This window comes from Cellvibrio japonicus Ueda107, assembly GCF_000019225.1.
Taxonomy (GTDB): Bacteria; Pseudomonadota; Gammaproteobacteria; order Pseudomonadales; family Cellvibrionaceae; genus Cellvibrio; species Cellvibrio japonicus.
Map to the genome: position 1 here is coordinate 4,007,803 of NC_010995.1, position 13,155 is coordinate 4,020,957.

The 13,155-nt window shown below is 56.3% G+C and carries 9 protein-coding genes; 4 read left to right on the forward strand and 5 right to left on the reverse strand.

The window, feature by feature from the left end:
- Window positions 1–45: 45 nt before the first annotated feature.
- The 3 genes from dnaJ to grpE form a co-directional block, all read right to left on the reverse strand.
- Complete coding sequence (gene dnaJ, locus CJA_RS16130) at window positions 46–1,167, reverse strand: molecular chaperone DnaJ (RefSeq protein WP_012488922.1); 1,122 nt, start codon at window positions 1,165–1,167, stop codon at window positions 46–48.
- A gap of 119 nt (window positions 1,168–1,286) precedes the next feature.
- Window positions 1,287–3,209: a molecular chaperone DnaK gene (gene dnaK / locus CJA_RS16135; protein ID WP_012488923.1), complete on the reverse strand. Its 1,923-nt coding sequence runs from the start codon at window positions 3,207–3,209 to the stop codon at window positions 1,287–1,289.
- 177 nt (window positions 3,210–3,386) lie between these two features.
- Window positions 3,387–3,962 (reverse strand): nucleotide exchange factor GrpE, encoded by a 576-nt coding sequence (gene grpE / locus CJA_RS16140; protein ID WP_012488924.1) that lies wholly within the window; start codon window positions 3,960–3,962, stop codon window positions 3,387–3,389.
- Between the two features lie 460 nt (window positions 3,963–4,422).
- Here grpE and CJA_RS16145 point away from each other — a divergent pair, with 460 nt between their 5' ends.
- Together CJA_RS16145 and recN are read left to right on the forward strand one after the other, a co-directional pair.
- Window positions 4,423–6,042 carry a methyl-accepting chemotaxis protein gene (locus tag CJA_RS16145; RefSeq protein WP_012488926.1) on the forward strand — a complete coding sequence of 540 codons (1,620 nt, stop codon included), beginning with the start codon at window positions 4,423–4,425 and terminating at the stop codon, window positions 6,040–6,042.
- Between the two features lie 79 nt (window positions 6,043–6,121).
- Window positions 6,122–7,789, forward strand: a complete 1,668-nt coding sequence (gene recN, locus CJA_RS16150) for a DNA repair protein RecN (RefSeq protein WP_012488927.1) — start codon at window positions 6,122–6,124, stop codon at window positions 7,787–7,789.
- Window positions 7,790–7,863: 74 nt separating this feature from the next.
- Here the strand turns inward: recN and fur are convergent, their stop codons facing one another.
- Window positions 7,864–8,274 carry a ferric iron uptake transcriptional regulator gene (gene fur, locus CJA_RS16155; RefSeq protein ID WP_012488928.1) on the reverse strand — a complete coding sequence of 137 codons (411 nt, stop codon included), beginning with the start codon at window positions 8,272–8,274 and terminating at the stop codon, window positions 7,864–7,866.
- 78 nt (window positions 8,275–8,352) lie between these two features.
- On the opposite strand from fur, the gene CJA_RS16160 reads away from it, so the two are divergent.
- Complete coding sequence (locus tag CJA_RS16160; RefSeq protein ID WP_041551662.1) at window positions 8,353–8,802, forward strand: outer membrane protein assembly factor BamE; 450 nt, start codon at window positions 8,353–8,355, stop codon at window positions 8,800–8,802.
- Between the two features lie 73 nt (window positions 8,803–8,875).
- On the opposite strand, the gene CJA_RS16165 is transcribed toward CJA_RS16160, so the two are convergent.
- Entirely contained in the window at window positions 8,876–10,519 is a 1,644-nt protein-coding gene (locus CJA_RS16165; RefSeq protein WP_012488930.1) for a diguanylate cyclase, read from the reverse strand.
- 202 nt (window positions 10,520–10,721) lie between these two features.
- Here CJA_RS16165 and CJA_RS16170 point away from each other — a divergent pair, with 202 nt between their 5' ends.
- Complete coding sequence (locus CJA_RS16170) at window positions 10,722–13,139, forward strand: putative bifunctional diguanylate cyclase/phosphodiesterase (RefSeq protein ID WP_012488931.1); 2,418 nt, start codon at window positions 10,722–10,724, stop codon at window positions 13,137–13,139.
- Window positions 13,140–13,155: the final 16 nt, after the last annotated feature.

The following is a 13,155-nucleotide window of genomic DNA, read 5'->3' on the forward strand; positions in this document are numbered from 1 at the left end:
GGCCGATTTTTGCGAAGGCGTCCAATCGACCCGCTTTTATTGCTGCTACTCGTTAAAAAACTTCTTTACCCCATCAAACCAGGAATCCTTTTTCGGCGAGAACTTCCCGCCTTTCATGGTTGCCTGGAATTCCTTTAATAACTCTTTCTGCCTGGCAGTGAGGTTGACCGGGGTTTCCACGACGACACGACAGAGCAAGTCCCCAACCCCACCGCCACGCACCGGGGTTACCCCCTTGCCACGCAACTTGAAGAGCTTGCCGGTTTGGGTTTCGGGTGGCACCTTGAGTTTTACCCGGCCATCCAATGTGGGCACTTCCAATTCGCCACCGAGGGCGGCATCCACAAAATCGATAGGCACTTCGCAATAGAGGTCGGCGCCATCGCGCTGGAAGATCGGGTGTTTGCGCACATTCACCTGCACATACAAATCACCGCTTGGGCCGCCATCAGCACCGGCTTCTCCCTCGCCCGACAAGCGGATACGATCACCGGTATCCACACCCGCCGGGACTTTAACCTGCAGGGTTTTGGTTTCTTCCAGGCGCCCCTGGCCATGGCAGGACTTACAAGGGTCAGCAATGATAGTGCCACGCCCGCGACAGCTCGGACAGGTTTGCTGCACCGAGAAGAAGCCCTGTTGCATACGCACCTGGCCATGACCGCCACAGGTGGTACAGGTGACAGGTTTGCTGCCGGGTTTTGCACCTGAACCATCACAGGTTTTACAGCTCACCAGTGTCGGTACCTTGATTTGTACGCTGGTGCCTTTTACGGCTTCTTCCAGGCTTAATTCAAGGTTATAGCGCAGGTCGGAGCCGCGGCTGGGGCCGCCGCGGCCACCGCGTCCGCCACCAAAGATATCGCCGAAGACATCGCCAAAAATATCGCTGAAGCTACCAAAGCCAGCGCCACCGGTGCCTCCTCCCATGCCACCCTGACCATCCACACCGGCGTGGCCGAAGCGATCATAGGCCGCGCGCTTGTTTTCATCCGAGAGCACTTCGTAGGCTTCGTTGGCCTCTTTGAATTTTTCCTCTGCCGATGGATCATCCGGGTTGCGATCCGGGTGATATTTCATTGCCACGCGGCGGTAGGCTTTTTTCAAATCGGCGGCATCGACATCTTTTTCGACGCCGAGCACTTCGTAGTAATCACGCTTTGCCATGCTGGTACCAGTGATAAAAATTCAACTCTGCTTACATGACAAATGCGGGCAAGCCCGCATTTGTCGTTTTTACATCCCGTGCCCGGTGTTTGCGGCCAGGGTAGTCAATGATCGAAGACTTATTTGTTGTCTTCTTTCACTTCCTCGAACTCGGCATCCACGACACCATCATCCGCCGCTTTACCCGTGCCATCCGCTTGTTGCGCACCCGCACCTGCCGCTTGCTGTTCAGCGTAAAGCTTTTGTGCCAGAGAGCTGGAAGCTTCGGTGAGCTTGGTCGTGGCAGCTTCGATCCTGGCCAGATCATCGCCCTTCACCGCCTCTTCTGCTTCTTTGACCGCGGCATCAATAGCAGCCTTTTCATCAGCCGTGGCTTTATCACCGGCTTCTTTCACGGTTTTCTGGGTAGCGTGGATCAAACCTTCAAGGGTATTGCGCGCCCCCACCAGCTCGGCGAACTTGCGGTCAGCTTCGGCATTGGCCTCAGCGTCCTTCACCATTTTCTGGATTTCGTCATCGCTCAGGCCGGAAGAAGCCTTGATCACGATAGACTGCTCTTTACCCGTAGCCTTGTCTTTCGCACTCACGTTCAAAATACCGTTAGCGTCGATGTCGAAGGTCACTTCAATTTGCGGCATACCGCGCGGTGCAGGCGGAATGTCTGCCAGGTCAAAACGACCCAGTGACTTGTTCTGTGACGCCTGCTTGCGCTCACCCTGGACCACATGGATGGTTACCGCCGTTTGGTTGTCATCCGCCGTCGAGAAAACCTGCGATTTCTTGGTGGGAATCGTGGTGTTTTTCTCAATCAGCGGCGTCGCTACACCGCCCATGGTTTCGATACCCAGGGTGAGTGGGGTGACGTCCAGCAGCAACACGTCTTTCACATCGCCAGCCAATACCGCGCCCTGGATCGCCGCACCAATCGCTACAGCTTCGTCAGGGTTAACGTCTTTGCGTGGCTCTTTACCGAAATAATCGGCTACTGCTTTTTGCACCAGCGGCATACGGGTCTGGCCACCGACCAGAATCACATCGTCAATATCACTGATCGATTTGCCCGAATCCTTGATCGCCTGTTTTACCGGCTCCAGGGACTTGTTGACCAGATCTTCTACCAGCGACTCCAGTTTGGCGCGGGTAAGTTTGACCACCAGGTGCTTGGGACCTGTCGCATCGGCCGTGATGTAAGGCAGGTTCACTTCGGTTTGCTGGCTGGAAGACAATTCGATCTTGGCTTTTTCTGCCGCTTCTTTCAGGCGTTGCAATGCCAGCGGATCGTTGTGCAGATCTATACCGGTATCTTTCTTGAAGGAATCCGCCAGGAATTCGATCAAGCGCATATCGAAATCTTCACCGCCGAGGAAGGTGTCACCATTGGTGGACAAGACTTCAAACTGGTGCTCGCCATCAACATCGGCGATTTCGATAATGGAAATATCGAAGGTACCACCACCCAGGTCATACACAGCGATGGTGTGATCGCCCTTGCCTTTATCCAGGCCATAGGCCAGGGCCGCTGCGGTGGGCTCATTGATGATACGTTTTACATCGAGGCCGGCAATTTTACCGGCGTCCTTGGTGGCTTGACGCTGGGAGTCGTTGAAGTAAGCCGGTACGGTGATGACCGCTTCGGTCACTTTCTCACCGAGATAATCCTCGGCGGTTTTCTTCATTTTCTTCAGCACTTCGGCAGAAATTTGCGGTGGCGCTTTCTTCTCGCCTTTCACTTCCACCCAGGCATCGCCGTTGTCGGCCGCCACAATTTTGTAGGGCACCATGGAGATGTCTTTTTGCACCACATCGTCTTTAAATTTGCGGCCGATTAAGCGCTTAACCGCAAACAGGGTATTGTGCGGATTGGTGACAGCCTGGCGCTTGGCGGATTGGCCAACCAGGATTTCGCCATCGTTAGTGAACGCGATAATGGAGGGCGTGGTGCGATCACCTTCGGCGTTTTCGATGACCTTAGGTGCGCCGCCTTCCAAAATAGATACGCAAGAGTTGGTGGTACCCAAGTCGATACCGATAATTTTGCCCATGGCATTGCTCCTGAAATTCGCTGAATATCTTTACAAGTTGCTGCGCCTGACGCGCGGTAGTTAGTCGTTGAGCGCGCAGCGCGCGTTGTTCGACGGTTGGTTTCTATATTGGCACCGGGTTTGGGAATTCAAGGCCGATACCGAAAAAATCCTTGTATGTACACTGGTTTGCCGTCCTCACGGAGCCTTGGAGACCACCACCATCGCCGGGCGCACCAGGCGACCGTGCAGGGTATAACCGCGCTGGAAACAATTCAGTACGGTATTGGGTTCAACATCGGGATTGGGCACCGCGGAAACCGCTTGATGCAGATTGGGATCAAAGGGGGCCCCCACCGGATCGACGACCAACACTTGGTGACGGGCCAGTGCATCGACAAAGGTTTTGTGCGTGAGCTGAATACCCTCTGCCGCGGCCTTAAGTGCTTCATCGTTGGCATCGATGGATGCCAGGGCACGCTCCAGGTTGTCCACAACGGGCAGCAAATCGCTGACGATTCTTTCCAGGCCAAACTTGTGGGCTTTTTCCACATCCTGTTCCGCGCGACGGCGGATATTCTGGGCTTCGGCCTGGGTGCGCAGCGATTGGTCCTTGGCCGCTTCATAGGCAGCGGCCAGCGTAGCCAGCTGCGCCTGTAAACTTTCGATAGTCACTTCACCCTGGGCTTGTGGCTCGGCGCCTTCGGCAGCCTGCATAGCTTCCACATCGGGATCAGTGGCCTTCTGGGTATCGGTGTAGTCTTGGTGGGACACGGGTCTTCTCCTGCTGACTAGATAGTCGTACCGGCGCCATCGCCTCGGGTACAACGCCAAAAATGATGAGTCCACGAGCCTTACAGCCTGGCCCGAAAATCAGACTCCCCTATATGGGGTTGGGGCGACCGGATTCAAGCCTGCGCCAAGCACCGATTAGCACTCCCCCCCTTCTGGCAGGTTGGCATGAAACTTGGCACAAAAATCAACGCAATGGTGATTTAACCGCCAGTCCGGGTATGAGCGCCTATCGGACGCACCACAAGTGAGCATCTTGGTGATTTTTCTTGCATTTTTGGTGCAATTTAAGGGGATATCGCAAGGAATTATCTATTTTTTCGACGTCGCCAAATTAATTTGACAACGTTGTCTCAACAGTCTAATGTCTACTAACGTTGTCTATTTGTTAAACAACTTTCGCACGATAAAAAAATGGCGGAAGTGTTAGAGGGGGTTGTTGATGTCCTTGCGTATAAAAATCTGGATTCTGTCCAGCCTGATTCTTGTTGGCCTGCTGGGAATGATGTTGATAGGACTCCTGACCCTGCGTTACTCCAGCAACCTGGATAACCACGCTCGCGTAGAGCAGTTGTTGAATAGCACCTATGCCACCGTGGTAAAAATGGAGCAACTGGCTGCCACTAACGTTTTGGATGACGCGACTGCAAAACAGATAGCGACCGAGCTGTTGCGCAATAACGTCTACCACAAGTCCGAATATGTCTATGTGGCCGATGAGAAACTCAACTTTATCGCTACCCCCCTCGATCCCCAATTGCACGGCACCAGCTTCCACGAATTTAAGGATGGACAAGGCCGCAGTGTAGGCGACATCCTCCTGCGCGCCGTAGAAAAAGCCAAAGGCCAGCTAGCCAGTTATACCTGGACGCAAAGGCAGGCGGATGGCTCCATCGAAGACAAACTCTCTGTTGCCAAACTCTCCCCTCGCTGGAACTGGGTCGTGGGCACAGGTATCGGCTTTAACGAGGTAAACGCCCGCTTCTGGGATACGGCGCGCTGGCAAATGATGATCTGCCTGCTGGTGATGCTGGTCATTGTGATCCCCGTTGTGGTTTTCTCCCGTCGCCTGGAGCGCGGCCTGGGGGCGGAATTGCGCGATGTGCTGAGCCTGGTGCGCGCCGTGGCCAACGGCGACCTGACTGAGCGCCAGCAGCACTCTGTCGATGAAGAAAGTATCTTTGGGTCGGCCCTGCGCATGCGCTACGCCCTGCGCGGTATGATCGGCAGCATCTCCCAGGCCGTGGGCCAGTTGCACCGCATCAGCGACGATATAGTCCACAAGGCGGAAACCAGTAATGCCATGGCGGAAGACCAAAGCGAAAACACCATCAAGATCGCCTCGGCCGCTGAAGAATTTAACCTGCAAACCAAAGATGCCATGGTCCAGGCCAAAGCGGCCACCAGCCAGACTGATGCCGCTTCACGCACCGCCCTCCAGGGCCAGCAATTGATTTCCAGCGCGGTGAAGCGCTTCGAGGAAATTGACCAGAGCGTGGTGCAAACCCAGGGCAGTATCGATGATCTGGCACAGCGGATTAACAGTATTTCTGCCGTTATTTCGGTCATCAGCGAAGTTGCCAACCAAACCAACCTGCTCGCCCTCAACGCCGCCATTGAAGCCGCTCGCGCCGGAGACCAGGGGCGGGGCTTCGCGGTAGTCGCCGACGAGGTTCGCCAATTAGCCCTGCGCACCACCCAGGCCACCCAGGAAATCAGCGACACCATTACTGCGGTCCAGAGCTCCAGCCGGGTTGCCAAGCAAAATATGGATGACATGGTTGACCAATTGAAACAGGGCATCACCCAAACCCGCCAGGGTGGTGCTATCGTTGAAACCGTACGCCATGAAACCGAGGAGGTAGCTAAGATAGTTGCCCACATTGGCAATGCCCTGATCGAGCATGTCACCGCCTCCAGCCTGATCCTCGACTATGTCACCCACGTGGAGCGCTCCTCACTGGGCACCAAGGAAGCCGCCCATGGCACCCTGGTGGCATCCCAGCAAATACGTGCAGCCTCGGATTCGCTCAGTCATCAATTGGAAGGTTTCACCCTTTAGGCACACAGCCCCTAGCTCCGACATCACAAATACTGTATAAACAGACAGATCTTTTTCTTGTGATGCCGGAGCCATCGCCATGCTCACCCATCTGACCATCCACAATTTCACCCTGGTAGATCACCTGGAGCTGGAGCTCAAGCCGGGCATGACCGTGATTACCGGGGAGACCGGTGCGGGCAAGTCCATCCTGCTCGATGCCCTGGGGCAGACCCTGGGCGATCGCGCCGAGGCCGAACGGGTGCGCACCGGTGCCAGTAAAGCTGACATCAGCGCCAGTTTCGATATCCGCCAGATTCCCCCGGCGCGCGAATGGCTCGCCAGCCACGACCTGTTGCAGGAAGAGAATCCGCAGGAATGCCTGCTGCGGCGCGTTATAGGCGCCGACGGCAAATCCAAGGCCTATATCAACGGCCAGCCGGCCACCTTGCAGCAGTTGCGCACCCTGGGGGAAATATTGATCGACATCCACAGCCAGCACGAGCATCAATCACTGCTGGTTAAAGATACCCATCGCCGCCTGGTGGATGAATTCGCCGGACAGACAGAATTGGCCAGACAGGTACGCCAGGCCTGGCGCGAATGGCAAAGCCGTTTGGAACACTATCTCCACCTGCGCGATAACGCCGCCGAGGTCAGCGCGCGCTTCCAGTTACTCAGTTACCAGGCCAATGAACTGGAGCAACTCAACCTGCAACCGGGCGAACTGGCCAAGCTCGAAAGCGAACAGCGCAGCCTGGCCAATGCCGAGGACATACTGCGCGGCAGCCAGCAATTAGCCGCTTTTTGTGGCGATGAGGAACAGGGACTGAGCGTTAACCTGCACCGCGCCCTGCACATACTGCGCAACCTGCCGGAAAAATCCGCCGCGCTCAGCAGCGCCGAGGACTTACTGACCAGCGCACAAATCCAGGTGGAAGAGGCCCAACACGAGATTGAGCGCCATATCGACCAGTTCAACCTCGACCCCGAGCGCCTGGTCCAGGTGGAAGAGCGCTTGTCGGCTATTTACGACCTGGCGCGCAAGCATCGTATTCACGCCGAGGAACTGCCCGAATTTATCGCCAAACTCAATGCCGAGCTGGAGCAACTGGATAGCGGGGATGCCCGGCTGGATCAACTGGCACAGCAGGTGGAGCAGGCCGAGCGCAGCTATCGCCAGGTGGCGGAACAACTGTCCGCCAAGCGCAACAAGGCCGGAACCAGCCTGGCAAAACAGGTCAATGAACAGCTCAAAGCCCTGGCAATGGACAATGCCAAATTTAGTGTCAGCCTGATCCCCCTGGACAAACCCGGCGCCCCGGGACTGGAAGAGGTGGAATTCCTGATCAGTACCAACCCCGGACAGGCGCCGCGCGCACTGGCCAAGGTTGCCTCCGGTGGTGAGCTATCGCGCATCAGCCTGGCCATCCAGGTGGTTACTGCACAGACCTCGGCCATCCCGACCCTGGTATTCGACGAGGTGGATGTGGGTATCGGCGGTGCAACCGGAGAAGTGGTGGGGCGCCTGTTGCGCCAATTGGGGGACAAGGGGCAGGTTATCTGCGTCACACACCTGGCCCAGGTAGCCAGCCAGGGGCATCAACATTTACAGGTGATCAAAACCGCCAGCAAAAAAACCGCCGAATCCACCCTGGTGGAATTGGTCGGTGACGCCAAGGTGGAAGAAATTGCCCGCATGTTGGGCGGTATCAAGGTCACCGAGCAGTCCCTGGCCCATGCGCGCGAAATGCTCGGCAGCACTTGATCCCAAGCGCTGGCCTTAGCACAGGTAAAAAAAGCGGCCTTGAGCCGCTTTTTTTACCTCGCTGATCGGGCAGATCAATTGCGCTTCTTTTTCACATAAAGCACAAGGCTGTGGTCGGTGAGGTCATAGCCATATTCGGCGGCGATGCGCTTTTGCAAGGCTTCGATCTCTTCGTTATGGAACTCAATGATGCTGCCAGTATCTATATCGACCATGTGATCGTGGTGATCACCGCGCGATACTTCAAAGACCGAATGGCCACTATCAAAATTATGACGAACTACCAAACCAGCACTTTCAAATTGAGTCAGCACCCGATACACCGTTGCCAAGCCCACATCATCGCCTTGCTCCATCAGCGCCTTGTAAACATCTTCCGCACTCATGTGATGCTGTTCAGAGGACTCCAGCATCTGCAAAATTTTCACACGCGGCAGCGTTACTTTAAGTCCCGCCTTACGCAGTTCCTGGTTTTCATCAGCCATTATTTCCCCCAAAGTCTTCTCAGTGTTCCTGTGGTTCGGGTATTATCCGCGTTCATTTTCGCTAGTGGAAGCCCTCGTATGAAATTAGCAAGTCGCTCGCTCCTCGCTCTCATCCTTACCATGAGCCTGGCGGGCTGTTCGAACTTCCGCTTCCCCTGGGTGCACAAAATCAATGTCCAGCAAGGCCATATCGTTACCCAGGACATGGTCAGCCAGTTGAAAATCGGTATGACCAAACGCCAGGTGCGCTTTGTGTTAGGTAATAGCCTGCTGCCCGATACCTTCAATGATGATCGCTGGGATTACCCTTACAGCATCCGCAAGGGTTCCGATGGCGATATTACTTCCTACCTGTTTACGGTTTACTTTGAAAACGACAAGTTAGCGCGTTATGACGGCGATTACCTGCCGGGTAAAGCCCCCATGAGCGGTGAAAATTCTGACCGCTACCTTGAGGATACCAAGCGCGATATGCCTTTGCCTTCCAACGATGAAGACCTTCCGCCACCGGAAGTACCCGTAGAGTAAATACCTGCTACAACCACGAATAATGCCCGGTAATACCGGGCATTGTTGTTTTCAGGGGCACGTCGATCATATCTCAAGGTTGTTTTTGATAAATGCATACCCGGTCGCGCCCCTGATGCTTGGCTTCATAAAGGGCTTCATCGGCTGCTTGCAATAAAGTGTCGGCGGCCATAGCTCCCGATGCACCGCAAGAGGCAATACCTGCGCTGGTCGTGACCCGGAAATGACAGCCCTGGTGCTGGAAGGGAATTTCCTGGAAATGGCGGCGCACCTTATCTACCAATTTAAAGGCCTCGTCCGGGCCGCAGCGCGGCAGCACAATGAGGAATTCCTCGCCGCCGTATCGCCCCAGTGAATCCGTTTTGCGCAACCGCTGGCGCAACAAATGCGCCATGGCACGGATTACCTTGTCACCGGCACTGTGCCCATAAGAGTCATTGATGTGCTTGAAATGGTCCAAATCGAGCATAACCAGGCTGAGTGGCTCTCCGCTGCGCTGGGCGCGGCTCAGTTCCAGATCCACCAATTCCTTAATGCGTGAATGTTTCAACAGGCCCGTCAGGCTGTCGCGATCCAGGGCATCACTTAACTGGCGACAACGAGCAGCGCGTACAGAAACGGCCGATACCAGTTCGCGATCGGTTAATGGCTTGGTCAGGAAGTCATCCCCGGCCCGGCCCATGGCGAGGATACGCTTATCGACATCCAATTCAGAGGAAAGGTAGGTAATCGGAATCTTTAACCAATCGCTGTTGAGCCGAATGACCTGGGCCAGCTCCGGGCCAGTGCACCCGGGCATATTCAGGTCGAGTAACACCAGTTCCGGGTGGAACTCCTGCAACATGTCGAAAATACGCTCCGGGGTGTGCAGGACTTCGGCGCGGATACCGGCCGCATTGAGTACCAGTTTGTAGTGTTCGCTGAGCACCACATCATCATCGACAATCAAGACGCGATAAGGGCTACTGCGATTGCGATCCAGGTAGTATTCAAAGCAATCCACCAGGCGGATGATATCCAGCGGCTTAACGAAGTAGCCCACGGCACCCGCCCGCACCGCATCGAGGTAGGCCTGGAAGTCCTCGCGGGTGGACATGAAAATCACCGGGACAGGCAGGGAGAGTTGCTGCTGCAAGCGGGCAATAGCAGCCGGTGCTTCGCGTCCCTCTTCATCGAACATGATGTCGCAGATCATGAAATCCGGTGGCTGCGCAAGTATGGCCTGCTCGGCCCGTGCAAGGTTGTTGAAATGTCGCACTTCGTGGCCAAAGTGGCCCAGGGTAACGCAGATTTCTTCGGCCAATACCGGGTCGTCTTCCAATACATAAATCAGGTTGGGACTTTTGGCCTGGATACTGCGGTGTGCCATAGGGGCTGACAGGGGCCTGCCCGGATCAACCAATCCCTCAAGGGAGTTGATGGCAACAGCAAACAAGCGCAGCTTGCCCGTATCCAGTTGCCCGGCCTCGCTCCACTGCTGGGTTTGCAACTCCAGCTGCTTGGCCAACTTGCCCAGTTCCGCCAGCCCAAAGCTGCCCGCAGAACCGGCAAGTTTGTGCAGGCGCTGGTTGAGTTGCACCAGGGCCTGTTCCTGGCTGGCGGCATCCTGCAACTGGACACTGAGCACGTTAAGTTGTGCCAGGTCATCGGGTAGGCGGGCGAGATAGGCATCTTTGAGTGCCTGTAGGCGAACAGCTATTTCAGCATTTTTATTCATGAGGACGTTTTATTACCGGGGGCATTCGTCACAGCCTGATGACGAATTTGGCGCCTTGACACACATTCAGTCTCTACTAGTCTCTGAATCATAGGTGGCCGATGAGGATTTAGCCACTTCGGGCCGCGTTAGCAGGCAACCCGAACCATAACGAACAGGTATCGACCGCGCTATTAACCCTGGGCCACCGGCCACCTTATCCATGCGAATCATCGTCCAATACTGGCAAGCTTTCCTGCGCCGCCTTGATCAGCTGTTACAAATCTATACCCTGGACGAGACAGTCGGGGGGCGTTTCCGCTCGGAGCAAATCAGCGCCATTATCCGCCTGACGCCGCTGACCGTTATCGCCAACCTGATCAATGTCAGCATGATCGTCTATAGCTACCGCGATAGTGCTATCCACCCACTATTGGTGGTGTGGGGCTGTTTGTTACTGGGTTTAATCTTCCTCGGCGCCCGCCCCTGGCTCATCCTGATCCGCGGCCATTGGCGCAACCAGGTATCTGAACGCTCCCTGCGCCGGGCAGTGACCCACGCGGGCCTGCTGGGCTTCCTTTGGGGGATTGTGCCGCTGATATGCGCAATCCACAGCAATGCAGCCAATACCCTGATCATCAGCGTTGTCTGCGTGGGTATGCTCTGCGCGGGGGGATTTGCCCTGGCCACCGTCCCCAAAGCGGCGATCCTCTTTTGCTTACTGGTGGGAATAGGCAGCGAACTTTCGCTGTTATTCAATCCCCTGCTGCAGCGCTGGGACCTGGCGTTGTTGCTGCTCGTCTATTGCTCCACAGTGATCGCGGCGGTGATCACCAGTGCGCGCACCTTTGGTGCGCGTCTGATGGCTGAGGCGGAAGCGGCGCAGCAGCAGCAATTGGTCAGCCTGCTGCTGCATGACTTTGAAACCCACGCCAGCGATTGGCTGTGGGAACTGGATGCCAATGGCCAATTGCGCGATCCCTCGCCACGCCTCGCCAGCCTGTTGGGACGAAGCCTGGAGGAATTACATGAAATCCCCTTCACCACACTCTTCCAGATGCATCCCGAAGACGGGCTGGGCGGTGAAGCCCTGTCGCTATTGCGCGAACGCCTGCGCCAGGGCCAGGCTTTTCGCCATCTGGTCGTCCCGGTACAGGCTCATAACAAGGCTTGCTGGTGGCAGCTGAGTGCCAAGCCCCTGCTCGATCGCCGGGGCCATTTGATCGGTTGGCGCGGGGTTGGCTCGGATGTGACCGAGCAGCGCAATGCCCACCGCGAGATGAATCGCCTGGCCAACTTTGATGCCCTAACGGGATTGGCAAACCGCTACCAGTTCAATAACCGCTTGCAGCAGGCAAAAACCTCCCTGCGTGCAGAGGACAAGCTCTTCGCCCTGTTATTCCTCGACCTCGACAACTTCAAGACCGTCAATGATTCACTTGGCCACGGTGTGGGTGACAAGGTACTGCAGGCAGTCGCCAAACGCCTGCAAAAGGCGATACGCAAAGATGACCTGCTGGCGCGCCTGGGCGGCGATGAATTTGCCCTGATCAGTTGGGGTGAAGATGCGGTCAGCCAGGCCGGACAAATAGCCCAGCGCCTGCTCCGCTGTTTCCATGAACCCTGCCAGATCGATGGGCTTAACCTGCAAATCGGCTGCAGCATCGGCATTGTGCTGGCCCCCGAGCATGCCGACCAGCCCGAGACACTGCTGAAAAATGCCGATATGGCCCTGTACGCTGCCAAATCTGCCGGGCGCAATACCTTCCAGTTTTACGAAAGGGGCATGGGCGATTCCGCCCAGCGGCGCCTCAACCTGCTCAATGATATGCGCCGGGCGCTGGAATCTGTGCCCTGTATCAAACCGCTATGTACCTATGTGGATCCGCATTTTCGCTGGCAGGATCAACCACTCCTGCCGGAATTTGAATTGCACTACCAACCCCAGATCTCCCTGGCGGATGGCCGGATTACCGGCTTTGAGGTGCTGACCCGCTGGCATCACCCGGAGCGGGGCACTATCCCGCCCGTTGAATTTATCCCGCTGGCAGAAGAGTCCAACATGATTATTCCCCTGGGTATCTGGGTATTGGTCGAAGCCTGCCGCACCGCGTCACACTGGCCTGCCGGGTGGCGCCTGGCAGTAAATATTTCCGCCAGCCAGTTCAGCCACGGCAGCCTGGTGCCCGTGGTGAAACGCGCCTTGCAGTTAAGTGGCCTGGCGCCCACCCGACTGGAACTGGAAATCACCGAATCCCTCTTGATCCAGGATGCCCACTCCACCCGCCAGATCCTCGGTGAATTGCGCACCCTGGGTGTGCGCGTCGCCCTGGACGACTTTGGCACCGGCTATTGCTCGCTGGCCTACCTGCGCAGTTTTCCGCTCGACCAGCTCAAGATCGACCGCAGCTTTGTCACGGCCCTGCAACAGGATGCCAGCGCACGCGCTATCGTCTCGGGCATTATCCAACTTGCCAATGCCCTGGACCTGGAAACCGTTGCCGAAGGCATAGAGTCTCCACAGGAGGCAGCTATGTTGCGCGATACGGGCTGCCGCCTGGGACAGGGCTACCTCTACGCAGCACCGGTGCCCGGCCATGCGCTGGATGAGTTCTGTCGCCGCTACCAGCAGCAGCCATAGCCCACGCTCGAAAAGC